We start from the raw sequence: 25,441 nt of genomic DNA on the forward strand, positions 1-25,441 counted from the left end.
CGATCTCTTCGGTCTGAAAAGATCGGAAAAGTGAAGATCTTTTTTAACATTTCTCGGAACCGGTGTCAACTTCTATCGTTCAAGTCGGTTTGAAATTTCCAGTCAGATCGACTATGATAAGGGGCTCATTTTTGGGGGGAGGCATCCAACTTGGTTTCTATTCTCTTCTTTTTCTCCGGCGTCACCGCGCTGATCTACCAGATGGTCTGGATGCGCGAATTGGTCTTGGTTTTTGGCGCATCGATGTTTGCGATCTCCACCCTCCTGACCGCATTCATGGGGGGGCTGGCGCTGGGGAGCGATTTCTTCGGCCGGCGCGCCGACCGCTATTCAAATCCCCTGCGCATCTACGGCTTTCTTGAGCTTGGCATCGGAGGATACGCTCTTCTCGTTCCGTTCCTCCTCTCCTCGCTGATTCCGATCTATCAGTATCTCCACGGTCTCTTTCACTTCTCGTTCTATATTTTCAGCTTGGTCCGGTTTGTCATGGCTGTGCTTGTCCTCCTTCTTCCGACCGCCTTAATGGGAGGAACCCTCCCTGTGCTCGCCCGCCTCTATAAAAATAATGCCGAGGTCGGAAAAGGGGTCGGACTTCTTTATGCCTTTAATACGTTGGGGGCGGTGATCGGGGTTTTGGGGGCCGGGTTTGTCCTCCTTCCCGCTTTGGGTCTGAACAAAACGGTACTTCTTGCGGCGGCGCTCAATGGCGCGGTCGGTCTTCTTGCGATCTGGCGCGGAAAACATCGAATCGTCCCTGTCGAGACCTCCGCCGAAAGGACGCCGGTCTCCGCGCCGAAACATCCGCAATCACCGCGGCGGATTTTATTGATCACCTTCGCCCTTTCCGGGTTTGCGGCGATGATTTATGAGGTGGTTTGGACGCGCATCTTGACCCTGATCCTCGGGTCGACCCTCTACTCCTTTGCAACCATGCTCGCCACCTTTCTCATGGGGCTTGCGATCGGGAGCTTTCTCTTTTCCCTCTTCTTGAAGCGGTTTTCGCGCCCCCTTCTTTTGCTGGCCCTCGTACAAGGGGGGATCGCGCTGTTTGCTTTCGGGGGGGAATTTCTTTTTCCCCTCCTCCCCGTTCTCTTCTTCAAGCTCCTTGAAATCTTCCACTCGGAGGGGGGAATTATTTCCGTCTCCAAATTCTTCATTGTCGCCGCCGTGATGCTGATCCCGACCGTTCTGATGGGAGGGGTTTTCCCGCTGGTGATCCATCTTCTGACCCGGGGAGAGAGTTCCTCTCGAGAGCCTAAACGAAAAAACCAACCGATGATCGATACCGGGTTGGGGTCGATCGTCGGCCGCGCCTATGCCATTAATACGGTCGGAACGATCGTCGGTTCCTTCTCGGTCGGATTTATCCTCCTCCCGGCGCTCGGCATTCAGAAAAGCCTCCACGTTGCCATCTTCACCAACGCCATTTTAAGCCTTCTTCTCTGGATGCAGATGCGCGAAATCGGAGAGGCGCGCCTTTGGGCGGTCGGCGGGGTCGGCGCGTTTCTCGTTGTCGTCGGCTTCTCGACCCCGGCCTGGAACCCGCTGCAGATGTCGAGCGAGCTCTTCGGGAAATTATCGACCCTCGATCTTCTTTTCTATAAAGAGGGAATCTCGTCCACCGTCACGGTGGTTCAGCACCCGACCCTGGCGAAGCACCCTCATCTCACCCTGGCGATCGACGGCAAGGCGAATGCCTCCACCACCGGCGACATGAAGACGCAGCTGCTTGTCGGCCATCTCCCGATGCTCCTTGCGCCGGAGGCAAAGGAGGTCATCTCGATCGGACACGGTTCCGGGATCACGACCGGCGCCATCGCGACCCATCCCCTCTCGAAGCTTGTCACCCTGGAAATCGAGCCGGCGGTCGTCGAGGCGTCGCGCTTCTTCGATCCGTTCAACGGAAGTGTCCTCGAGGACCCGCGCGTTCAAATCGTGGTCGACGACGCGCGCAACTACCTCATCCTCTCGAAAGAGCGCTTCGACGTGATCGTTTCCGAGCCGTCGCATCCCTGGCGAAGCGGCTCCTCCAAACTCTTTACGGAGGAGTTTTTTCGTCTGGGCCGATCGCGTTTACGTCCGGGGGGAATTTTCGCTCAGTGGATTCATTTTTACGGCATCCGGGCGCCGGAACTGAAGGCGGTGATCCGGACCTTCCATTCCGTTTTTCCGCACGTCTTTATTTTTTATACAGACGCCGGCGATCTGATCCTGATCGGCTCCGATCGCGAAATCGTCATTGACCGGGAGGAGATCGCCCGGCGGATGGCGGTCCATGCCGTTGCAAACGATCTCGCGCGGGCCGAGGTCTACTCTCCTTATGATCTCTGGGCTTATTTTCTTCTCGGGCCCGGCGAGATCGAGCGTTACACCGGCGACGGGATCTTCAACACCGACGATTATACCGTCGTCGAGTTCCAAACGCCGAAGTCGCTTTTCGAAGATACCCTCTCGATTCATATGGCCGACATGAAAGGGGCGTCGCGCGGCGGCGAGCTTTATCTGATTGATCCGGCGGAATCCAACAGCGCAAAGGGAGAAGCGTTTTTCGCCATCGCCAAGGCGCTCCTTCGGAATGGAAAAGAGAGCAACGCCCGCGACATGATCCAAAAGGGGCTTCTTCTCCATCCGTCCGCCGAGGGGGATTGGCTGATGGGCTCGCTTTTTCAGAAACAGGAAGATCGCGACAGCGCCTTCCGCGCCTGGCAGGCCGCTCTGAAAAAGGATCCCTCGCATGCGGAGGCCTCCCTGAGTCTGGCCAAGTTGTACCAGGAGCAAGGGGCGTTTGATCAAGCCGAGCCGCTTCTGTCTCGCCTACGCAAGGACCATCCGGAAAAGCGGATCGCCGCCTTTTATCATGGCGTCAATCTCTACTATCTCGGCCAGTATCAGAGGGCGCTGGATGAGCTCGAGCAAGGAAGGGTCTTCTCGGAGCCGTTCGTCTACTACTATCAGAGTCTCGTTTTTGGTAAGCTGAAAAAAGAAGCAGAGGCCAGCCAGGCGCTGGGCCGATTTATCACGAGTCTCAACGATTGGCGAAAGGATCTGGAGATGGAGCCGAAGCGCTTCTCCACCCTCCCTTATGCCAAGCAGATCGAATGGCGAAAGAAAAATGGAATCGAGATTCCGGAGGAAGAGCGAATGGCGCTCCTTTTCAACAGATTGGTGGCAACCCCGTTGAGCCATCTCTACAGCGGAACGGGTCTCTTCATTTTGGGAATGTTCGAGCCGGCCAGCGTCGAGCTGGAGAAAGCGGCGGAGCAACTTGGGAATCAGGCCTCCGGAAGCATGGTGCAGTATTATCTCGGTCTGGCTTATCAAGAGAGGGGGCAAACGGCTTCGGCCCGGCAGGCACTGGAAACATTCATTTCGCACTCTCCGCTCGACCCGAAAGATATCCGGATTGAGGCGGCCAAGCGCACCCTCGATCGGTTAAAACAGCCGAAGGGGGTCTCTTAAATGGGGTCGATTGCGCCGACACATAAAGTCCGCTCTTATTCGGAAACGATCGAGCGGATGCTCCGGTCGGTAAAGGAGACAAAAGGGATAGAGGCCCATCTCCTCGGAACGGTTCGCGCCAATCCTCATCGGTATCCTTTTTGGATGGTTTCGACCCCCGAGGGTCGGGGGAAAAAAAAGATCTGCCTTTCCGGAGGGATTCATGGCGATGAGCCGGCCGGCGTCGAGGCGATCCTCGCCGTCATCGAAATGATCCGGAACCGGCCGGCGCTTCTTGGCCGGTTTCAGTTTATCCTTTTTCCCTGCATCAACCCGTTCGGGTATGAGCACCACACACGTGAGAACGGGTCTCGAATAGATCTCAACCGGCAGTATGTCCGGAAGCGGCCCGCCGCAGAAATACGCTTCGTCAAAAAGGTCATCGATGGGAAGAGGTTTGATCTCGATGTCGAGTTCCATGAGGATATCGACACGCCGGGATTTTATATGTACGAGGTTTTTCGCAGTCCGGCCCAAGCGGTCGGCCGGAAGATCATCCGGCGGGTGGCGAAGAAATATCCGATCAATCTTCAGACCGAAATCGAAGGGGCCCCGGCCGAAAAGGGATTAATCAGCCCCGATGTTTCCTCTGATTTTTTTAAACGGCGCTTCGCTCGGAAGCGGCAGTGGCCGCAGGCGCTCTACTTCTACATGAACGGCACCTCCCACGTCATCACCTCCGAGACCCCGGTGCATCTTAAAATGCAGGAGCGGGTCGAGATCCATCTCATCGCCCTTAAAACGGCGCTGGAGAGATTACTCTCCGCGTGATCTCTGACTTCCTGCTTCTCTCCTTAATTACTCCGTAATCCGCATTCGCCATGCCGCATTGCCCCTAAAAGATGCTGGCAAACTTCCGCGATCCGGTGGCCCCCAGCCCTTTCAAGGTGAACATGAATGAGAACTCGTTTCGGGTGCGGAGGTCCAGGTAAGTGACCGTGATTCCCCAGCACTGGTCTTCGTATTGGAGGCCGTAGGCGATTTCGACGAACTTGCTTGTTTCGGCGTCGAAGTAGGCGCGGCTGGCAAGGCTGACCCCCCAGGGGGTTCGGATCACGATCTTCTCCGTCCAGAACTGAATGCGGGGGGCCGCCTCCTCATCGCCGAGATAGAGCGGATTGAAGAGGTCTCCCCGCTGCGGAAGGGTCCCTCCCCGCGTGTAGCGCTGTCCAAGGGAGGCGATCAGATATGGGGGGAGGTTGATCGTCAGATCGGTGTTCCAGAAGGAGAAGCGACGATCGTAGAGGTCATAGAAGGCGTCGAAACCGAGAGAGAGATAATCGGTGAAGTGAACCACCGCCTCGCCGCGAAAATCGGAGAAGGGATCCGTGTCTTCTTCATCCGACCGGGCGTCCCGCAGGTTGTAGGTCTCGGTGAATCGAAGGTAGATTCTTTCTTGCATCACTCCCTTCACGTCCCGCCGCATAAAACGCTGCGTCACCGAAGCGGTCACCGCGTTGCGGTCTTGGAGCTGGTCGAGTTCGTCGAATTGTGGAACGTCGGGGTGGTCCTCCACCGGGATATACTCATACATGAGTGACGGGCTCAACAGGTGAACGCTCCCTCCCCGCTCTTTGGAAAGGTGCTCTTCCCAATGAAGGCCGGTTGGAAAAATCTCCCGGCTGACCGGCTCCTCGGTCGTTCCCCGGCTGTACCAGGTCTCCCGGATCCCGGCCCAGGGGGTCAGTGTTCCGGCCCCGGAAAGGGAAATCGGGGCGGAAAGCTTTGGATAAAGATCGACCCGCTGGGTGGTCAGTCCCTCCGAGCGCCAGAAGTTCACGGCGTTGCTCTCAAAGTTGAAGTAGACCGGTGATTGGCCGAGACGATGCTCAATCAGGCTGTAGCCGACCTCTGGAAGACGCTGCGCGGTGGTGCTGTTGCTCGGCGTCGTCAGGTCTTGGGTATACCGGCCGAGAAGATAGGTGAACGATTCGTCCCCGCGATAGGTGACGAAGAGGTTCGATTCGATATTCTGCTGCGCCCGCTCGTCGGTGGCGTCCGAGAGCTCCTGGAAAAAATCCTGTTGGTTGACGTAGTGAACATCGATCTTGGCGTTGATCCGATCGGTAAAACGCTGTTCGTGGTTGTAGCGGATTTCCCATTTTCCGACTTGGTCTTCTTTATCGTAAAAATAATTCGTTTCTAGGTGCCCCCGCGAGAACTTCGATAAGACGTAGCGGTACTCCAGTCCCACGCCGTCCCCCCGGGCGCCGCGGTGATCGAGATTGAACGTCACGTCCTGGCTTTTTGAAATGGCCCAGAAGAAGTCTTGGTTGTAGCGGAACCCGTCGCGAGAGCTGTACCCCATTCGCGGAATCAACAGACCGGTTTGGCGTTCGGTCTTCGCCGGATAGAGGAGATACGGAAGATAGAGAATCGGAACCTCGTTTGCGTAGAAGACGACATTGCGCGCCGTTATATAGCCGTCGATCTGAAGCCGGAGGCGCTGCGCGCGGATGTGCCAATCGGGGTCCTCGATGCAGTCACAGGCGGTAAAATAGGCATTCTCAAGGAGGTAGCGATCGAGTGCGTGACGCTCGGCTTTGTCCGCTTCGATGTGATAGTTTTCGACCTCGATGAAGATTTCGGCATTGTGGAGGACGCCGAGTTGTGTGTTGACATCGAGTTCGACCCGTGAGGCGTCGATACGGTCGTCACCGTCGGTGAAGCGGACGTTTCCCTCGGCGATCAGTCGGCCGGTCCGATTATCGAGTCTGATGGCGTCGGCCTCGATCCGAAGCGGTCCCTGGATCGCGACCACCGATCCCTCGGCGATGAAAAGATCTTCCTCCCGCCGATATTCAAGACGGTCGGCGTCGAGTTGAATCGGCTCGTTTGCTTCCGGGCGACCCAACACGGCTTCGTTCATTTCTTGGGGAAGCCCCCAAGCCGTCGCGGGAAGGAGAAAACCGATCACCAGCAGGATCAGGGAGAAGGACTTTGATGGGAAGCCGAAAAGTCCAAAAAACCAAATGAGTGCGCTTCCCCTGTAAAGGGAACGAAGCAGTTCTCCGGAGCGAGGGATCATCCTCGTAGCAGGGAGGGAACGGTTCCGGAATAAACCGCCTTGGCCTCCCCGACGGTATAGAGCGATCCGGTGATGACGAGGGTATCCTCCGGACGCAGGTTCGACTCGACGTAGTCGATCGCGTCGGGCACCCGCTCTCGGACGGTTTGAACCGGCGACCCCTTCTCAATGGAGGCGATCAGGAGATCGGGCTCGGCCGCCCGATCGATGTCGGGCCGGGTCAGGACGATCTCATCGACCCAGGGGAGAAGCGGGTTCAGAATGTCGCGGATATTTTTGTCACGCATGATTCCGGCGATCAGCCAGTGTTTTCCGCGCCGCGAGGAATCGACCTCTCTGAGAAAGTCGGCCAGCGCCCTCGCTCCCGCCGGGTTATGGGCGCCGTCGAGAAGAATGAGCGGCCGCCGCCGGATCACTTCCAGCCGTCCGGTCCACTCCACCTCTCGGATTCCTTCGAGGATCGCCTCCTCTGAAAGAGCGATGCCCTTCGCTTGAAGCTGCTCGATCATCCCCAGGGCGACCGCCGTGTTCCGCACCTGGTGCCGTCCAAGCAGTGGAGAGTGGACCGTTCTCGCGCGCTCTCCCCGATATACAAAACCCTCCGGGCGGTCCCCTTCCACGTTGATTTCGTGATCAAGGCGGAGGAGCGGCGCCCCCTTCAATCGGGCCGCTTGCTCAAAGAGGGCGAGGACCTCGGGCTGGGCGGCCCCGGTGATCAGAGGGACCTCCATTTTGATAATCCCGGCTTTTTCAGACGCGATTTGAACGATCGTCACCCCCAGGTAACGTTCATGATCGAGATCGATATGGGTGATGGCGGTCACCAACGGCACCAGGAGGTTGGTTGCATCGAATCGTCCCCCGAGACCGACCTCCACCACCGCCAGATCGACCTTCGCCTCCGCAAAGTAGAGGAAGGCGATCGCGGTGGTGAACTCAAAAAAGGTCAAGGAAAGGGCCAGCTCGGGCTCTTCTTCCTCGATTCGTTTTCTTAAGAGGTTCGTCAGTCGAACGATTTGGTCCGGTTCAATCGGCTTTCCCGAGATGCGAATCCGTTCCGAGAAGTCGATCAGATGGGGGGAAGTGTAGAGGCCGACGCGGTATCCTCCCCGTTTCAGAATGGAAGCGACGGTCGCGGCGGTCGAGCCCTTCCCGTTCGTTCCGCCGATATGGACGGAGCGATATTTTCGCTCGGGATGATCGATCAGACGGAGAAGGCGCTCCATCCGCTCCAGGCCCGGGCGGATGCCGTGCCACTGCAGGCGGTAGAGGTAGTCGAGTGCATCGGTATAAGACATGATTCCCCACGTGGATTGGCCTTCTTATTTATCATAACCGCGCGCCGAATTCAAGAAGACTCCGGGTGTCATCGGCTTCCATCCAGCCGGGAGAGAGCGTCTTCATCCCTCTGTTCCGACGATTCCTCTAGACTCCGACCGGCTCTTTTGGTATGGTCATTATCCAAAATCATTTTGTTTCTGTGTCGGACGGTGGATCGTCGTTTTCGTATCGGTATTCGGTGAAGGAGGGTCGATGGGTCAGTTTGTAGATCGGATGATTCGCGCAGCGCAGCTCGATGAGAATCTCTATGAAGAGGTGGAAGCCGACAAGGGAGCGATGAAACAGGCGATCGGGGTCGTGGTCCTCTCCAGCCTGGCGGCCGGAATCGGAACGATGAGTCAGGGGGGAGGAATCGGGCGGCTGGCGCTCGGCACGGTGGCGGCCCTCATCGGCTGGTATATTTGGGCCTTTCTGATCTATGTGATCGGGACGAAGATGCTTCCGGAGCCGCAGACCAGGGCGGACCATGGAGAGCTGCTCCGGACCCTCGGATTCGCCAGCGCCCCCGGCCTGCTCCGGGTATTGGGCTTCCTCCCTGCCGTCAGCGGCATTGTTTTGATGGGGTCTTCGATCTGGATGCTGATCGCCATGGTGGTGGCGGTAAGACAGGCCCTTGATTATCAGAGCACCCTGCGCGCCGTCGGCGTCTGCGTCGTCGGGTGGGTGATTCAGATTGCGGTCCTCATTTTTGTCATGGTCGTCGGCGGCGGGGTCGCCAGTCAGACAGGACCCACGCCGTAGCTAAAGTTATCCGGACGGGAGAAGGGCGCCTAACCCTTCCCGATAAGAAGGGTATTTCAAGTCGATTTGGAAATACTCCTTCATTTTCTGGTTTCGGCATCTCCGACTGGCCGCCGGTTCATCGGACGAATTCCAGAGAGGAGCGAAATCGGAAATGCCGAGCCGTTTTGCAAGAAAAGCATAGTAATCCCCCCGCCGGACCGGATGATCGTCGGAGAAAAGATAACACTCTCCCGTTTTTGTTAAGGGGGCCGTCGCCAGGAGCAGCGGAATCAGGTCGTCGAGATGGATCAAATTCAGGTAACTTTCGGGTCGGCCGCGGAGGGTCCCCCGTTTTAGAACTTGATCGCGTCCGGGAATTCGATTCGGTCCGTAGATTCCGGAGAGCCGGACGACCACCCCCGGAAACTGCGCTTCTTCGACGGCGGTAAAGAGCGTATCCTCCGTTTCGATCAGACGCGCCCCGGCGGGATGTTTTGCGCGGCGCAGAGACGATTCATCGACCCACCCGTTGGAGTAATCTCCATAAACGCCGGTGCTGCTGGTGTAGATAAACCGACTGGGCCGGTTTTCCAGGAGCGCGGCGATCGTATGGGTCATGGCGCGGGGAAGGGTCTCCTCCTGCGATCCCGACACCAGGAAATAAACCCAGTCGGCCTGCGGGAGTCGAAAAGGAGGTTTTAAGAGATCGACGACGATCGGCTCGATCCCCTCTCTCCTGAGAAGATCGGCTTTTTCAACTCTCCGGGTCGTGCCGTAGACCCTGAAACCTTTTTCGATCCACCCCTTTGCCAACGGCAACCCGACATATCCGCATCCGATAATGAGGACAGATTCGATAGCGACCTCCTTGTTGTCCCGTCCATTCCGATCTTTTCAACGGTCAGAGCGTAACGCTTTCGAGGACGCGCGTCAATGAGTATGCCTGGGAGGATGCCTGGCGGTATTCACGGCGGTATGCCGGGTAAACAATATATCATATCATTGGACCGGAAGGGCTTTTACAAAGACAAAACCATTTTCAATCCAGGCGGCATAGAGCCGTTGGCCCGAAGCGGCAAGCGAGGTGGACCAAGAAAAAGAGCCGGAGGTTTCATTCAGGGGCTCCCCCTTCCGGGTCCACGCGGTGCCGTTCCAACGCCAAACTTCCACACTCGATCCGCCGAAGGCGAGGGTCGGTTCCCCTTTGACTTCCATCAACGCGGGATCAACGCCCTCTTCGGAGAGGGGTGAGCCGAGGGTGACCCAGGCCTCCCCATTCCATTGTCTTGCCTGAATTCCCCCCTGCTGAAACGCAAGGGTTGGAATGTCTTGAACGAAGGCGAGGGAGAAGGTGGAGGAGAAAAAAGTCAGCGGATCATTGGCCGGGCCGCCGGCGGAAAGCCAACTCTCCCCGGTGCGATGAAAAAGGGCCAATTCGATCCCTTCCGAAGCGGCGTTCTGCATCAGAACGGCAAGGGAGAGGTTCTGATCGTCGGCGCCGAGCGCATACTTCCTTGGCGAGGGGGCATCGGCGTAGTGTGATCCGACCCCGCCGAGATCGACCCATGCGCCGGCCCATTGCTGGACCCGCGTGCTGGCGTATCGGCTGTCGCTGCAGAAGGAATCCCATGCGACGGTCGGAACCCCCTGACGAACATTCAAGGCGGCATTGGCCGGACCGCAACCGTCCTGATACGTTTGAACGGCGACGGTCGACCAGGCACCCTCCTCTCGTCTGACCAGATAGAGCGACCTTCCTTCAATCCAGGTGAGGAAGAGCCGCTCTCCGTCGGATGCGAGGGAGGGAAGCGTGGCGGCTTCATTGGGGTTCACATTCAAGGGGCCTTCCACGTCCCATTCGGTGCCGTTCCAAAAACCGGTGTAAATTTTTCCGTCTTCTTCCCAGGACACGACCGGAGCGTTTTCGATTGTCGCGAGGGTCAACCAGACGGCCACTCCCCGTTGCGCCGCGTTCACACGGGCCCCCAGCGCCTGCCACCGAGCGTCTCCGTCGGATGGGCCGCCCCCTGCGTCTTCAGTCACCGGATCGGTTTCCGGGGCGGGATCGGCGATCGGGACCGATGGAGCGACCGGAACCGCCGTCGCCGTCGAGGCCGGAGTCGCTGTCGGGGTGGCCCCTTCCGTTGGGGGCTGCTCCCCTGTCGATGCGGGGGTGGCGGGGGGTGTTTCATTGGAGAGGGAAGAAGGGGTTGCAGGGTCCTTCTCCGAATTGGAACCGCCGCTGGACCCGCAGGAAATGAGGGTAGGAATAATAAGGACGACTGCAAAATAACGGACTGCTTGTTTTATAAAACCTTTTTTCATTGATCCTCCTCCCGACTGTACTTCTTTTAGGTAACAGTGCAACCTATGTACCTTTGATAAAGGGACGAACTGGGGGATGGAGAGCCCTTTCGAGGTCATGACGAAATTGCAGCGGATTGCAGAATTGATTACATCTTTTACATATCGGTGAACGGTAGAGAAAGAGATGTGCAAAAAAGGATCACTTCTATTGCAAATAGGAGGAACCCTGGATCGGATGGGCATCAGGTGGACGAAATGTTATAATGCTCATTATGAACGATATCATTTGGACCCCCTCCGACGAGATCATCCGGCAATCGAACGTCTGGCGATTAATGCAGCGCCATGGTCTTTCTTCATATGAAGCGCTCATTCGCTGGTCGATCGAGGATATCGGCCGATTTTGGGATGCGGTTTCGAAGGACCTCGGAATCCGATGGAGCCGGCCCTATCGCCAGGTCTACGACACCTCCGCCGGCCTTCCCTGGACGAAGTGGTTCATCGGCGGCCAGACGAATCTGGTGATGAACTGCATCGATCGCCATCTCCCTGCCCGCGCGAATGAGATCGCCCTTCTTTGGGAAGGAGAAGATAAAAAAGTCCGCTCCTGGACGTACGATCAACTCTCCCGGGAGGTCTCCCGCCTGGCGGACGCCCTTCGGCGGGAAGGGATCGGTCCCGGTGATACGATCGGAATCTACATGCCGATGTCGCTGGAGATGGTGGCGGTCCTCTACGCCTCCTTCAAGATCGGTGCGATTTGCATCCCGATTTTCTCCGGGTTTGCCGCCGGCCCCCTCGCCGTCCGTCTCGCGCACGCCGAGGCGAAGATCCTCTTCACCGCCGACGGCTCTCTCCGGCGTGGAAAAATCATTGAGATCAAGCGGTCGGCCGATGAGGCCGCCGCTCAAATTCCGACGTTGCGGAAGAAAGTCATTCTGCGCCGCCTTGGAAATGAAATCGATTGGGATTCGTCGCGTGATTGCTGGTACACCGAATTTGTCGCGGGAAAGTCGGAGCGGGTCGCCACCGAATCGCTCGACGCCGAAGCCCCCGCCTTGATCCTCTACACTTCCGGGACCACCGGCCGGCCGAAAGGGACCGTCCACACGCACGGCGGCTGTTTGATGCAGATCGGGAAGGAACTGGCGTATCACTTCGACGTTAAACCGGAGGACCGCTTTTTCTGGTTGACCGACATCGGCTGGATGATGGGCCCCTGGATGATCATCGGCGTTCACTTGCAGGGAGGATGCGTCTTCCTTTATGAGGGGGCGCCGAACCACCCGGCCCCCGATCGCCTCTGGGAGATGATCGACCGTCATCGGCTCACCCATCTTGGAATCTCCCCGACCGCCGTCCGTCTCTTGATCCGCGCGGGGGAAGCCCCCGTCGCGCAGCATGACCTCGCATCGCTTCGAATGCTCGGCTCCACCGGCGAGCCGTGGGATCAGGAAAGTTATCTCTGGTTCTTCGAGAAGATCGGAAAAAGAAAGCTTCCGATCATGAACATCTCCGGCGGCACGGAGATCATCGGCTGTTTTCTCGCGCCCCTTCCGATCACCCCGCTGAAGCCGTGCACCCTGGGGGGACCGGGGCTCGGGATGGATGTCGATGTCTTCGACGATCATGGAAAGCCGGTCCGTGGGGAAACCGGACACTTGGTCTGTAAAAAGCCGGCCCCGTCGATGACACGGGGTTTCTGGAAGGATCGCGACCGGTATCTCGCCACCTACTGGTCACGATGGCCGAATATCTGGTTTCACGGCGACTGGGCCCGGATCGATGACGAGGGGTACTGGTTCCTCCATGGACGGTCGGACGATACGATGAAGATTGCCGGCCGCCGTGTCGGCCCCGCCGAAATCGAGTCGGTCCTCATCTCACACCCCGCCGTCTCCGAGGCGGCGGCGATCGGCGTCCCCGATCCGATCAAGGGAGAGGCGATCGTTTGTCTCGTCGTGTTGAAGCCGGGCCAATCGGCCGATGAACAAAGCCTTGCAGACCAAGTGACCGAGGCGATGGGAAAAGCGCTCCGCCCCAAAGCAATCCGCATCGTCTCCGATCTTCCCAAAACCCGATCGGCCAAAATCGTCCGCCGTGTCATCCGGGCAAAGCTTCTCGGACAATCTCTGGGAGATCTCACCTCGATTGAAAATCCCGCCGCAATCGAAGAAATCGCTGCGCTATCAAAAGAAAAATAACGGGAAGCGGTAAGCCGTCCTCCCCTGTTTTGAACTCAAACCTCTATTGAAAAAGGAAAGTGATAAAGGTAAACTATCGCATTAGTGATGTGTGGAGATGGAGGAAGAATGACGGCGGAGTTCGTCAAGGTGGCTCGGCTTCAAGAGATTCCGATGGAAAAAGGGAAGGTCATCCAGGTAGAGGGAAAGGAGATCGCGCTCTTTCGATCGGATGGATCGGTCTATGCAATCGATAATCTCTGCCTGCATGAGGGGGGGCCGCTCGGTCACGGACCGGTGAAGGATGGAGTCGTCACCTGCCCCTGGCACCTCTGGCGGTTTGATGTTCGAACCGGCGCGATGGTTGAAGCGCCGTCGATGAAGGTCGATTGCTTCGCCGTCAAAGTCGAAGGGGAAGAGGTTTACCTCGATGTCTCCTCCTTGACCGCTCCGGTCCGAAGAAACCAGACGATCCTGCGGCGATTGGTCGCCGGAGAGACGGCGGAGACATTGGCGAAGGAGTACCACCTTGTTCCGGAAGAGATCGAGCGGATTGCAAAACAGGCCCGGATCGGAGAGCGTTTGGTTTGGCTCGGCGAGCTCTTCCAGCGTCAGGGGGCGATCTACAGTCAAGATCTGCTCCGGATTCCGTATCGAGATCTGGAAGGAATCTCCTACGGGGCGCAGGAAAAACTCGACGAGTTGATCGAATTGCTTTGAGAGGAAATGAGATGTCCGAAGAGAATCGTCCGCTCCCGCTCAGAGGGTTGAGACACTTGGCGCTGAAGGTCACCGATATCGGAAAATCGCGCCGGTTTTACGAGGGAATTCTTGGGATGCGCATCGTCTGGGAGCCCGATCCTGAGAATCTCTATCTGAGCTTCGGGTCGGACAATCTGGCGCTTCATCAGATTCCGCCGGGAGAGACGCCGCCGGCGGAAATGGGACAGCGTCTCGACCATTTCGGTTTCATTGCGGAGAACGAGTCGATCGTCGATGCCATGGTCGAAAAAATGGAGACGGCCGGTGTTCCGATCGTCAAACCGGTGAAGCGGCACCGAGACGGGAGCTATTCTTTTTACATGGCGGACCCGGACGGAAATGTGATTCAAGTTCTGTATGAGCCGCATATCAGCCCGCTTCCATAGAGGAGAAGCTTTTTAAAGAATTCTTTTTTTGTATTTTCTTCTCTTGACCTCTTTTAAAATTCAGTATATATTCTCACGATCTTATCTGGTGGGAGGGTGAAGGGGCCCCCCTCCCGACTGAGGAGTTCATTCAGTCTTAAAGAAAGACGCGTGGCCCGCTCCGATGGTTGTCACAGCCAAGGCAGGAGGCGCCCGCCTTGGCAAGATTGGATCAATCGTACTTCTACCTATAAGGAGGATGAACGTATGGCCAAAGCCATGACCAAGTCTCAGATCGCCGACACCCTTTCAAAGAAGACCAGTCTCCCGAAGAAAACAGCGGTTCAATTTCTCGATGAATTGGCCGGGCTCGCCTACCGGGAAGCGAAGAACACCTTTACCCTTCCCGGAATCGGGAAGCTTGTTCTGGTCAATCGTAAGGCGAGAATGGGACGGAACCCGCAGACGGGCGAGGCGATCAAGATCCCGGCGAAGCGCGTGGTGAAATTCCGTGTTGCGAAGGCGGCGAAAGACTCGATCTTAGGAAAGAAATAGTTCCACAGTTTGCATTTCTGTAGGGGCACGACATCACGACCTGTCGTGCCCCTATTTTTTTGTCACCCCTCGGCCGTCATTTTTTTGACGGCCTCGGTTAGAAGCGGAAGGATCTCAAAAATATCTCCGACGATGCCGTAGGTGGCGATCTTGAAGATCGGGGCGTTCGGGTCTTTGTTGATGGCGACAATATATTTGGAAGAGGACATTCCGGCCTGATGCTGAATCGCCCCGGAGATGCCGCATGCCACGTAGAGAACGGGCGAGACCGTCTTTCCCGTCAAGCCGACCTGATAAGCGTGCGGCTTCCATCCGGCATCGACGGCGGCGCGGGACGCCCCCACCGCCGCGCCGAGCGCCTCGGCGAGCTCTTCAACCAGCTTGAAGTTTTCGGGCGCCTTCAATCCCCGCCCCCCGGAAACGATGATCCGGGCTTCCGTTAACTCGACTTTTGATCCGACCGTCGTAACGACCTCTTTTACCTTATCGCTCAATTTTGCAAGATCGATGGGGGGGGCAACCTTTTCGATGACCGGCTCGCGGGCGGGATCGGGCGAATGGACCGGAAAGACATTCGGCCGGAGCGTGGCCACTTGAAGGGTCGGCTGCCGGCTCGTCAGTCTTGAGAGGAGCTTCCCTGCATAGATCGGGCGGGTCGCCGTCGCAACGCCCCCCTCTCTGATTTCCAATCCGACACAATCTCCCATGAAGGGACCTTTGAGTTTGGCCGCCAGTTTGGGGCCGAGATCTTTTCCCATCGCGGTCGCTCCCATGAGGATGAGCGAGGGTTGGATTCTTTTCGCCACGTCGGCGAGGATGGAGGCATACCCTTCCGACGAGTAGAGCCGCAGCTCGGGCGTTTCAGCCAGATAGACTTTATCGGCTCCGCCGGCAGCCAAGCCTTTCGCCTCCGATGCGATCCGATCTCCGATCAACACCACCTCTACCTCTCCGCCGGCCTTTTGAATGAGCCGACGGGCGGCGCCGAGCGCTTCCAATCCGACCCGTTTGACCTTGCCGTCCCGTTGTTCCGCAAAAACCAAAATCCCTGCCATGGTGCCTCCTTCAATCGTCACGGTTCCTTGAACTTGTCGAGCGTTACCTCAATTTGATGCCGATTCAAGCAATCCTTGTAGTAAGCGAATTCCTCTCGCAGCGCCTGCATGGTGGAATGGTAACCGTACCGGAGGACCTGAGCGCGGGTGTTATAGCTGACCGCGTGGTGCGCGAACATGAAGGCCTCCGACGGTTTGGGCTGGGTTAAAATAAACTGTTTTGCCGGATGTTCGGAAATATAACGTTTCATCGCCAGGTACATGCGGGTCGATGTGTTGACCCGCATCGCCTGATCGTAGATGTACGTGAGCCCCTTCTCCCTGATCCCGACCGCTTTTCCGTCGGCGGAAAGCGACGGCAGGCGGACCCGGTTTCGGTCGTTGACGATATACTGGACCGGATTGATGATCCACATCATCTCGGCGCCGTGGTTCATGGCGATATCCATATAGGCGACGCGCCCCACCCCGCCGTCGATGTAATCTTTCCCTCGAATCTGAATCGGCTGAAAAAGAATCGGCATGGCGGAAGAGGCGATGACCGCCTGGGAAATCGGCACGTCATCAAATCCCTCTTCACCGAATACGTCATATCGTCCCACATCGACATCGACCGCCGGAATGTAAAGCGCTCTCCTCAGTTTTCTAAAATCGTTGGTGTATCCCTCTTGGGAGAAGAAATTGGAAAGGTAGAGATCAAAATTCTTCAACGTAAAGATTCCCGAAGGGAGACTCTCCTGCAGGAACTCCAAAAGGTCGAGGATCGAAACCTTTCGACCGCTTTTGATATAGTACCGAAAGATCGGGTAAAGCGATTTTAGGAACTTCTTGATGATATGCGATGTTTCTTGATAGCCGAAGCTGTAGATGTCCCGCCGGGCGAAGTTGAACGGCGTCTTTCGGTCGTTCTTGATATCGTCGTAGATCATCCGCGGCTTGACGCCGTTTGCGATCAGCGCGGCGACGGCGGCCCCGGCGCTGGTTCCGACATAAATATCGAACTCATTCACCGAGAAGCCGTCGAAGAAATCGTCGAGCGCCGTCAGGCATCCGATTTCATACATCCAGCCGGGAATCCCGCCGCCGGCCAGGACCAGCGCCCTTTTGGCTCGGCCCTGCTTTTCCGCTCCCCCGGTTTGGGAATCCTGGACGTTTTCTTGCGCCATACACTTTTTACCAGCCGAGATCAAACCCGATTAGAGGACCTTGATCTCCTCGTGTAACACCCGAACCAGTTCGGCCACCGCTTGGGCCGGCTCCCCTTCGATGATTTTCCCGTCCGAGCGAACCGGAGGAGATTCGATCTTTTCCACGACCAGCTTCGCTCCGTTCGATCCGACCTGGCCCGGATCAAGGCCAAGGTCGGTCAGCGTCAGCACCATGAGCGGTTTCTGCTTCGCTTTCATGATGCCGGGAAGTGATGCGTACCGCGGCTCGTTTAACCCCTTCTGGCAGGTGAAGATGGCCGGAAGGGTCACCTCCACCACCTCGATCGCCCCTTCAATCTGCCGGTGGGCGACCGCCTTTTTTGCTTGGGAATCGATTTCCAGTTTGTTGATCCCGGCGACGTGCGGAAGCCCCATCATCTCGGCGACGTGAATTCCGACCGCGCCGGCGTCGTCATCGATGGCCTGACGCCCGAAGAAGAGAATATCGTACGGATTTCGCTTCAGCGCGGCCGCCAGCGCCACGGCGGTGGTGTAAGCATCGCCCCCGTCCAAACCGAGATCTTTGAGATGGACCGCTTGATCGGCTCCGACGGCGAGACAGGTCCGGAGCGCCTCCGCGGCCTTTTCAGGACCGAGGGTGAAGACGGTCACCTGGCCGGTCTTGAGACGCTCTTTGATTCTCAACGCCTCTTCGACGCCGAATTCATCATACGGATTGACGACGTAGGTGAGTCCGGTTCGATCGATGTCTTTTCCGTCCGCCGACGGCTTCACCTTCGATTCCGAGGCCGGAACCTGCTTGATGCAGACGGCAATATTCATCTTTTCTCCTTCATCTTAATTCGATATCTCCTCAATCTGTCCTTCTCTGTATGGGTCTGCAAATCCTTCCGGGAAGGCGCCGGCGGCCAAGGTCGCCATCTGCGGACGGCGCGCCGGCCAGGTATACTCTTCAAAAAGTTTTCCATCAAAAAGAGGCCGCGTGGCGAGGAGTCGTCGCTCGGTTAAATCAAGGGCCATTCCCGTGCAGCCGGTCACGAGGCCGGTTCGAAAATGGTGTGCGACACGGGCCGCCAGTGGGGTTGTTCGCTCGTTCGAGGGAAAGAGGACGATCTCCGGTCGTTTTGTTTCAATCAAGTGGGTCAACCGGGCTTTCTCGCCAAGCAAGCGATCGGCCGGGGAGGCTTCCGAAGGAGAGGGTGTTCGAAAGACGAGGTCTGCGCCGTAGGAGATGATCTCTTTTGCGTTGTCCGGGGGAAACGGCCGGGGATATACCATCAGCCAGACTCCGAGTTGGTCGGCCAATTCCCGCCCCTTGCCAAGGATCTCCTTTGAGGCCTGGGTCAGCCGGCCGGATTCAGCTTCTACGATGACTAAAAGATGCGTCCAGGTTTCATCAACACTGATGTCATTCATCAGTATAACACCTTCTTGATGAGCGTCAATTTTTCGAAGTGTTTTGGGTCAATTAAGCGCTGTCCGGAGTGAAGGATCGTACGCGCTCCATCCCGGATGCGCCGGAGCCGACTTTGTCCGCCGTTAAGCCGAGATCGGCGGGGGGCCATCGAAGGATCTCTTTTTTGGCGGCCTTCATGATTTTGATTGCATTGGCAATCCGGGGGGTATTGCTTCCCGCGATGACTGAAGCAAGGAGAGGAGGAGAAGCATCGATCGTCTCCTCCCCGTTTTGTTTCTTGGACAGGAGCTTCAACGCGCCTTGATCGAATGAAATCCCGCTGATGGAATGAACCGAGGGGAGGTTCATCTCCTCCGCGACCCGGTGACCCATCGCCCCTTCGCCGCATAAAACGAGATCGGCTTTCAGTTTGGCCGCCGCTTGCCCCAGGGCCGACGCGGCGGCGGTTCCATCCCCCGCTAAAAAAGCAGTGTCGGAGAGGATGACCGCGCGATCGGCTTCCAGCGCGAGTGTCTCTTTCAGAATTCCCTCGGATTCCGACGGAGCAAGCATGAGGGTGGTGATCTCCACCTGACCACCGGTCGCCTTCCACTCGGCTGCTTTTTCTTTGATTTGAAGCGCAAACTCCAGCGCGTTTCGGTCCGCCGGGTTCATGACGCGCGGTCCCTTTTCGATGAGAAGCGCTTGGCTTTTACTGACGCTGGCCTTGGAGAGATCGGGAACCGGCTGGATGAGGACGACGATTTGGATTAAAATCCTCCCTTTTTCAGGACATCTTCGGCGATGACCAGCCGTTGGATTTCATTGGTCCCTTCGAAGATTCGGTTGATCCGGGAGTCCCGATAGAAGCGCTCCACCGGGTGTTCTCCCATGAAGCCGTTTCCGCCGTGGATTTGAACCGCTTTGTCGACGATCCGATCGAGCGCCTCCGTGCAGAACAACTTACAGATCGCCCCTTCCCGGGGGATCTTCTTTCCTTGATCATACATCCAGGCGGTCCGGTAGACGACCGATTCCATCAGGTAGACCTCGGTGGTCATCTCCGCGATCATGAATTGGATCGCCTGGAAATGAGCGATCGGCTGTCCGAAAGCGACCCGCTTCTTGGCGAAGTCGGCCGACATCGAGATCACTTCTTTCGCCGCCCCGATGCAGCCGGCGGCGAGCGAGAGCCGCGATTCATCCAGGGTCTGCATCGCGATGATGAAGCCTTTGCCGATTTCGCCCAGAATGTTCTCCTTCGGGACGCGAACATCCTGAAAAACCAGCTCGGCGGTTGCCGAGCCGCGCAGGCCCATCTTGTCTTGAATCCGGTTGGCGGAGAAACCGGGCGTGGTTGTTTCGACAATAAAAGCGGTGATCCCCCCCCGGGCCTTGAGCGCCGGGTCGGTGACGGCATAGACGACCACGATATCTGCGATATCGCCGTTGGTGATCCAGAGTTTGGTGCCGTTTAAGATGTAGTGGTCGCCGTCCCGCTTGGCGGAGAGCTGTATGTTCGCCGCATCCGATCCGGCTCCCGGCTCGGTGAGCGCATAGGCGCCCATCTTCTGTCCTTGCGCCAAAGGGATGAGATATTTTTGTTTCTGCTCTTCGGTCCCGCCCAGGAGGATCGATGTTCCCGCCAGCCCGATATGCGCGCCGAACGTCACGCAGGTGGAGGCGCATCCGCGAGAGAGCTCTTCGAGAAGGATGCAATATCCAAGCTCGCCGAACCCGGCGCCGCCGTATTGCTCCGGAAAAGGAATCCCGCAGAGTCCCAGCTCGGCCCCTTTCTTGAAGATTCCCTTCACGAGATCGACATTGTGCTCTTTGTCGATCCGCTGGGCGACCGGCTTGACCTCATTGTCGGTAAATTTCCGGACCATATCGCGGAGCATGGTCTGTTCTTCGCTGAAGTTAAATTCCATTGTTCCTCCAAAGGATACGGGGTAAGGAGCTCACCTGTTCACTGATCTTGAAACTTCGGCTGCCTCTTTTCGATAAAAGCCGAGATCCCCTCTTTCATGTCGCTGGTGTCGCAGATCTGTCCGAAGAGCTTCGCCTCCAGGGTCAGCCCTTGGGACAACGGCTGCGTGGTTCCCTCTTGAATGGCGCTCATCGCGGCGGCAATCGCCTTCATTCCTTTTGAAGCGATCTTCTTGGCCAATCCGACCGCCTGCTTCAGCACCTCCCCTTCCGGAACCACTTTGTTCACCAGACCGAGCGCCTTCGCCTCCTGGGCGTTGATCATGTCGCCTGTCAGGATGATTTCCATCGCCTTCGCTTTGCCGACCAGACGCGACAGGCGTTGCGTTCCTCCGAATCCCGGGATGATTCCTAAATTGATCTCCGGCTGTCCCATCCGGGCGCGATCCCCCGCGATCCGCATATGACAGGCCATCGCCAGCTCCATTCCTCCCCCCAAACAGAAACCGGTGATGGCCGCAATGACCGGCTTCCGCATCTGCTCGATCTTATTGAAGACAGCTTGTCCCATGAGGGCGAGATCTTCCCCTTGCTTCGAGGAGGAGATCGAGCCGATCTCTTTAATATCGGCTCCTGCGACGAAGAGCGTTCCCGATCCGGTCAAAATGATGACTTTCGCATCGTTGTTCCCGGAAAGCTCATCAAAAACTTTATCTAATTCTTTTACAAGAGGGGTTGTCAGAACATTCGCCGGGGGATTGCTGATTGTCACCGTCGCGACGCGATCTTCCAGAGTGTAGTTGATGAATTGGTTCGCCAAGCCGGCCTCCTTTATGTATAAGTAAAAAATCCCTTTCCCGATTTCACACCGAGATAACCCCCCATCACCATCCGTTTCAGCATCGGCGCCGGCCAGAACCGGGGGCCGAGTTCTTTTGTGAGGGCTTGTAATTCGGAGAGAACGACATCGATGCCGATCTGATCTGCATAATGAAGCGGTCCTCCTTTATCTTGCGGAAACCCCGTGCCGGCCATCATGGCGATGTCGATGTCGCCTGCCGTGGCCACCCCCTCTTGCAGCGAGATGACCGCCTCATTGATCATCGGCATCATCAGACGGTTGACCGAGAAGCGGGTCCCCTTCTTTCCGGTCTGCTTCTGGAGTTTGGCGATGATCGCATCCAGGCTCTCTTTTTTCTCTTCACCATATTCGTAGAACCCGGAGCCGCTCTTCGTCCCGTAGCGCTTCGCCTCGTAAAGCGCCGTCCAAATTTCCGCCGGCGTGACGCGAGGGCCGTAGGCATCGTAGAGAATGTCGGCGACCTTCACCGCAACGTCGATTCCGATCATATCGGAGAGGGTAAAGGGCCCCATCGGCATCCCGAAGGCGACGATCGCTTCATCGATCTGTTTTGCCGGGGCCGACCCTTCCTGCAGCGCCAGGGCCGCTTCATTGAGATAAGGCATCAGGAGACGGTTCACCAGAAACCCGGCGCACTCCTGCACCCGGATCGGAATTTTCCGGAGGCTTTCGGTAAAGGCGACCACATCATCCATCGTTTCCTGAGAAGTGCCGAGGCCGGGGATCACCTCCACCAGCTTCATCACCGGGGCCGGGTTGAAGAAGTGCATCCCGATCACCTTCTCCGGTCGCTTCGTTCCTGCTGCAATGGCGGAGATTGGAAGCGAAGAGGTATTGCTGGCGAAGATCGTGCTCTCGGGGCAAACCGTTTCCAATTCCTGGAAGAGTTTTCGTTTTACCTCGAGATCTTCGAAGATCGCCTCAATGACGATATCGACATCGGAGAATCCGGAGTAGTCGGTCGCGCCGGTGACCAGCATCATCTTCTGTTCCAGCTCCGAGGCGGTCATCTTTCCCTTGTCGACCCGGCTCCGATAGATCTTCCGGATTGCCTCGATTCCTCTGTCGACTGATTTTTGATCAACATCTTTCAGAACGACGGGCAAACCGGAGTAGGTAATCACCTGCGCGATGCCCGATCCCATCGCTCCTGCACCAATCACTGCCGCTTTATAGATGTACATTGTTCGCTCCCGCTGTTCTGATCCGGTTATTTTCTCTCCAATACCATCGCCGATCCGAGGCCGCCGCCGACGCAGAGGGAGGCGACGCCGAGGGTGAGATTCCGGCGCTTCATCTCTTTTAGTAATGTGATGATCAGGCGCGTCCCGCTCATCCCGACCGGGTGGCCCAATGCGATGGCGCCGCCGTTGACATTGGTGATCTCCCGCTTGTTCCCGAGGACCCGCTCCACCGCAAGATATTGGACGGCGAACGCTTCGTTCACCTCGATCAGTTGAATATCGGAGAGGGAGAGGTTTGCTTTTTTGAGCGCCTTGGGGATGGCGAGCGCCGGGCCGATTCCCATCCGCTGCGGCTCGACGCCGACTGAAGCGTAGGATCGAACATAACCGAGCGGTGTTAATCCGAGCGCTTGGGCCTTCTCCTTCGACATCATCAAAAGGGCGGCCGCGCCGTCGCTGATGGGACAGGCATTGCCGGGGGTCACCGTCCCACCCTCCTTGAAGACGGTCGGATAGAGGGAGAGCATCTGTTCACTCAAGGCAACGTTGGGTCCTTCATCCTGTGCGAAGAGCTCCGGCGTGACCTCTTTTCCGGCGACCTTTTTGGGGATGGAGACCGGAACGATCTCATCTTTTAATTTTCCTTCGCGGGTGGCGCGGAAAGCCTTTTTGTGGCTTTCAACCGCGTATTTGTCCTGCTCTTGGCGCGAAATCTTAAACTCTTCGGCGAGATTCTCCGCCGTATAGCCCATGATCTGGCCGCAGAACCCGTCGGTCAACCCCTCCCAGATCGAGTCGATCATGACAGAGTGTTTCAGCCGATGCCCGAAGCGCATGTCGCGCGAGACAAACGGCGCCAGGCTCATATTTTCGACCCCCCCGGCGATCTGAACATCGGCGTCGCCGGCGAGGATGTTCTGGCAGGCGTTTATGACCGCCTGCATCCCCGAGGCGCAATTTCGCGCCACGGTGTAGGCCGGTGTGGTGATCGGCAAGCCGGACATCAGGGTGATCACGCGGGCGAGGTTGGTCGCGTCGCTGTATTGTCCGACGCAGCCGAAGATCACCTCTTCGACCAGGGTCGGATCGATCCCCGTCCGCTTCACCACTTCCCGGACGACCAGCTCCCCCATCTTATGGTTCGTGATTTCTTTCAGCGCCCCGCCCATATTCCCGATCGGTGTTCGGACGCCGTCGATAATCGCAATTTCTTTCATTTGGACTCCTTCAGTTTCTTCATTTCTTCATCAATCAAGACGCGCCGCAGGACTTTGCCGATAATCGTCTTCGGCAGCTCCTTCCGAAATTCGATTTCCTGCGGAACTTTAAACTTTGAGAGCTCCGTTCTGCAGAAGGTTAAAACCTCCTCGGCGGTCGCGTTCTCTCCTTCTTTTAGAATCAGATAGGCTTTAATCTTCTCCCCGGAAAAGGAATCTGGCAACCCGACGACGACTGCATCTTTTACTTTCGGGTGGCGGAAGAGAACCTCTTCGACCTCGCGCGGGTAGACGTTTTCTCCACGTGTCTTAATCATATCCTTTTTTCGATCGACGATAAAGAAGTAGCCTTCTTCGTCCATCTTCGCCATGTCTCCGGTATGCAGCCAACCGTTGCGGAGGACGGCATTTGTTTCTTCCGATTTCTGCCAGTAGCCTTGCATCACCTGACGGCCTTGGACGATCAACTCCCCGACCTCTCCGATTGGGAGCGGCTGGGTGCCGGTTTCGATATCGACCACCTTGACCTCGGTGTCTGGAAACGGCAGGCCGATGCTCCCCGGCTTCCGTTTGCCATGAATCGGGTTTGCATGGGTGACCGGTGCGGCCTCCGAGAGACCGTACCCCTCGACCAGCTTTCCGCCGGTGAGCGCTTCAAACTGCCGTTGCACCTCAACGTGCAGCGGTCCCGCCCCGGAGATGCAAACTTTAATGGAGGAGAGATCGTATTTCTTCACGTCGGGGAAGTTGTTGATGGCGACATACATCGCCTGCACCCCCATGAAGATCGTCGACCGCGTTTTTTGAATGGCGTGGAGCACGTCTTTTGTAACGAATCGCGGAAGAAGGACCAGCGTCGTTCCGAGATAGATCGACAGATTCATACAGGCCGACATGCCGTACACGTGAAAGAACGGGACAACGGCGAGGAAGACTTCATTCCCTTCTTCAAGGGTCGGCATCCAGTGACGGCACTGGAGCGCATTTGCGACCATGTTTTTATGGGTCAGCATCACTCCTTTGGGAATACCGGTTGTTCCGCCGGTGTATTGAAGGAGTGCCAGATCGGTCTCTGTAACTTGGACATCCGGCGGACTCGACGGCGCCTGCCGCATGATCTCAATCATATCGTAGATGGGCGGGGTCTTTTCAACGTGAATCCACTGCCCCTCTTTTTTCGCCTTGATCGGATAGAGGAGGCTGAGGAGCCAGGGAAGTTTGTCCCGGACGGAGGTGAGGATGATGTTTTTGAGAGCGGTCCCCTGCTTCGCCTTCTCGATCCGAGGATAGAAGAAGTCAAGCGCGACGATCGTTTCGGCCCCCGAATCGGCGAGCTGAATTTGAAGCTCCCGTTCGACATAGAGCGGATTGGTCATGACGACGATCGCGCCGATCTTCAACGCGCCGTAATAGGCAATGACGCACTGAGGAACGTTCGGCAGCATCACCGCGACCCGATCTCCCTTTCGAACCCCGAGTTTCTGGAGCGCCTGCGCGAACCGATTGGTCTCTTCATCCAGCTCGCGATAGGTCATCCCCTTTCCATAAAAGAGGATTGCGTTTTGATTGGGGTATTTTTTGGTCGATTCGATTAAGAGTTGGTGAAGAGGGACGGGTGGATACTGGAGATTTGCAGGGACGGAAGGCTCATAAAATTTCAGCCAAGGTCGATCCATGGACCATCCTCGTTGATGATCTTGTAGGGGATAAAAATGAAAGTTTCATATAGACAAGTGCTTGCTTTGAAAAGAGAAAGACAAATAAAACTTTACCTGATTGACAGTGAGATGTCAAGGTAACGATCTGAAATGAAATGTAAGGAAGTGTCGACGGATAAAAAATGAATCTGTCGGGAACGAAAAGGGAG

Annotated in this window: 21 protein-coding genes; 7 read left to right on the forward strand and 14 right to left on the reverse strand. The window is 56.9% G+C overall.

What is annotated here, in order from left to right; translation table 11 throughout:
- Nucleotides 1-150: 150 nt before the first annotated feature.
- Together MCM46_18880 and MCM46_18885 are read left to right on the forward strand one after the other, a co-directional pair.
- Nucleotides 151-3,459: a fused MFS/spermidine synthase gene (locus MCM46_18880; GenBank protein ID MCG3113873.1), complete on the forward strand. Its 3,309-nt coding sequence runs from the start codon at nt 151-153 to the stop codon at nt 3,457-3,459.
- A complete protein-coding gene (locus tag MCM46_18885) occupies nt 3,460-4,269 on the forward strand; it encodes a M14 family metallocarboxypeptidase (GenBank protein ID MCG3113874.1) in 810 nt (269 codons plus the stop codon).
- Between the two features lie 64 nt (nt 4,270-4,333).
- Here the strand turns inward: MCM46_18885 and lptD are convergent, their stop codons facing one another.
- Both lptD and MCM46_18895 read right to left on the reverse strand, forming a co-directional pair.
- A complete protein-coding gene (gene lptD, locus MCM46_18890) occupies nt 4,334-6,526 on the reverse strand; it encodes an LPS assembly protein LptD (GenBank protein MCG3113875.1) in 2,193 nt (730 codons plus the stop codon).
- Nucleotides 6,523-7,824, reverse strand: coding sequence for a bifunctional folylpolyglutamate synthase/dihydrofolate synthase (locus MCM46_18895; protein ID MCG3113876.1), 1,302 nt, complete (start codon nt 7,822-7,824; stop codon nt 6,523-6,525). Before MCM46_18895 ends, lptD begins: the two co-directional genes overlap by 4 nt.
- Nucleotides 7,825-8,059: 235 nt before the next feature.
- Here MCM46_18895 and MCM46_18900 point away from each other — a divergent pair, with 235 nt between their 5' ends.
- The gene (locus MCM46_18900) at nt 8,060-8,608 is read left to right on the forward strand and encodes a YIP1 family protein (GenBank protein MCG3113877.1); all 549 of its coding nucleotides are present in this window, start codon (nt 8,060-8,062) and stop codon (nt 8,606-8,608) included.
- A gap of 6 nt (nt 8,609-8,614) precedes the next feature.
- Here MCM46_18900 and MCM46_18905 read toward each other — a convergent pair whose 3' ends face one another.
- On the reverse strand, nt 8,615-9,409 hold the full coding sequence (locus tag MCM46_18905) for an NAD-dependent epimerase/dehydratase family protein (protein MCG3113878.1): 795 nt from the start codon (nt 9,407-9,409) through the stop codon (nt 8,615-8,617).
- Between the two features lie 180 nt (nt 9,410-9,589).
- A complete protein-coding gene (locus MCM46_18910; GenBank protein ID MCG3113879.1) occupies nt 9,590-10,915 on the reverse strand; it encodes a hypothetical protein in 1,326 nt (441 codons plus the stop codon).
- A 254-nt stretch (nt 10,916-11,169) separates the two neighbouring features.
- Between MCM46_18910 and MCM46_18915 the strand changes: the two genes are divergently transcribed.
- The 4 genes from MCM46_18915 to MCM46_18930 all read left to right on the forward strand — a co-directional run bounded on the left by MCM46_18915 (nt 11,170) and on the right by MCM46_18930 (nt 14,762).
- Nucleotides 11,170-13,101, forward strand: a complete 1,932-nt coding sequence (locus tag MCM46_18915; protein ID MCG3113880.1) for an AMP-binding protein — start codon at nt 11,170-11,172, stop codon at nt 13,099-13,101.
- 108 nt (nt 13,102-13,209) lie between these two features.
- Complete coding sequence (locus tag MCM46_18920) at nt 13,210-13,800, forward strand: Rieske 2Fe-2S domain-containing protein (GenBank protein MCG3113881.1); 591 nt, start codon at nt 13,210-13,212, stop codon at nt 13,798-13,800.
- An 11-nt stretch (nt 13,801-13,811) separates the two neighbouring features.
- Nucleotides 13,812-14,228, forward strand: coding sequence for a VOC family protein (locus MCM46_18925; GenBank protein ID MCG3113882.1), 417 nt, complete (start codon nt 13,812-13,814; stop codon nt 14,226-14,228).
- Between the two features lie 246 nt (nt 14,229-14,474).
- Nucleotides 14,475-14,762: an HU family DNA-binding protein gene (locus MCM46_18930; protein ID MCG3113883.1), complete on the forward strand. Its 288-nt coding sequence runs from the start codon at nt 14,475-14,477 to the stop codon at nt 14,760-14,762.
- Nucleotides 14,763-14,824: 62 nt separating this feature from the next.
- Here MCM46_18930 and MCM46_18935 read toward each other — a convergent pair whose 3' ends face one another.
- The 10 genes from MCM46_18935 to MCM46_18980 form a co-directional block, all read right to left on the reverse strand.
- Nucleotides 14,825-15,817 (reverse strand): electron transfer flavoprotein subunit alpha/FixB family protein, encoded by a 993-nt coding sequence (locus MCM46_18935; protein ID MCG3113884.1) that lies wholly within the window; start codon nt 15,815-15,817, stop codon nt 14,825-14,827.
- A 17-nt stretch (nt 15,818-15,834) separates the two neighbouring features.
- A complete protein-coding gene (locus tag MCM46_18940; GenBank protein ID MCG3113885.1) occupies nt 15,835-16,983 on the reverse strand; it encodes a patatin-like phospholipase family protein in 1,149 nt (382 codons plus the stop codon).
- A 30-nt stretch (nt 16,984-17,013) separates the two neighbouring features.
- A complete protein-coding gene (locus tag MCM46_18945; protein MCG3113886.1) occupies nt 17,014-17,808 on the reverse strand; it encodes an electron transfer flavoprotein subunit beta/FixA family protein in 795 nt (264 codons plus the stop codon).
- Nucleotides 17,809-17,823: 15 nt separating this feature from the next.
- A complete protein-coding gene (locus MCM46_18950) occupies nt 17,824-18,402 on the reverse strand; it encodes a hypothetical protein (protein MCG3113887.1) in 579 nt (192 codons plus the stop codon).
- A gap of 52 nt (nt 18,403-18,454) precedes the next feature.
- On the reverse strand, nt 18,455-19,057 hold the full coding sequence (locus MCM46_18955; protein ID MCG3113888.1) for a hypothetical protein: 603 nt from the start codon (nt 19,055-19,057) through the stop codon (nt 18,455-18,457).
- A gap of 95 nt (nt 19,058-19,152) precedes the next feature.
- A complete protein-coding gene (locus tag MCM46_18960; GenBank protein MCG3113889.1) occupies nt 19,153-20,313 on the reverse strand; it encodes an acyl-CoA dehydrogenase family protein in 1,161 nt (386 codons plus the stop codon).
- Between the two features lie 38 nt (nt 20,314-20,351).
- Complete coding sequence (locus MCM46_18965; protein ID MCG3113890.1) at nt 20,352-21,131, reverse strand: enoyl-CoA hydratase; 780 nt, start codon at nt 21,129-21,131, stop codon at nt 20,352-20,354.
- Nucleotides 21,132-21,142: 11 nt separating this feature from the next.
- Complete coding sequence (locus MCM46_18970; GenBank protein ID MCG3113891.1) at nt 21,143-22,357, reverse strand: 3-hydroxyacyl-CoA dehydrogenase NAD-binding domain-containing protein; 1,215 nt, start codon at nt 22,355-22,357, stop codon at nt 21,143-21,145.
- Nucleotides 22,358-22,383: 26 nt separating this feature from the next.
- Nucleotides 22,384-23,574, reverse strand: coding sequence for a thiolase family protein (locus MCM46_18975; GenBank protein MCG3113892.1), 1,191 nt, complete (start codon nt 23,572-23,574; stop codon nt 22,384-22,386).
- The gene (locus MCM46_18980) at nt 23,571-25,250 is read right to left on the reverse strand and encodes a long-chain fatty acid--CoA ligase (protein ID MCG3113893.1); all 1,680 of its coding nucleotides are present in this window, start codon (nt 25,248-25,250) and stop codon (nt 23,571-23,573) included. Before MCM46_18980 ends, MCM46_18975 begins: the two co-directional genes overlap by 4 nt.
- Between the last annotated feature and the right edge of the window lie 191 nt (nt 25,251-25,441).

The organism is Candidatus Manganitrophus morganii, from assembly GCA_021651055.1.
In the GTDB taxonomy this organism is placed as follows: domain Bacteria; phylum Nitrospirota; class Nitrospiria; order SBBL01; family Manganitrophaceae; genus Manganitrophus; species Manganitrophus morganii.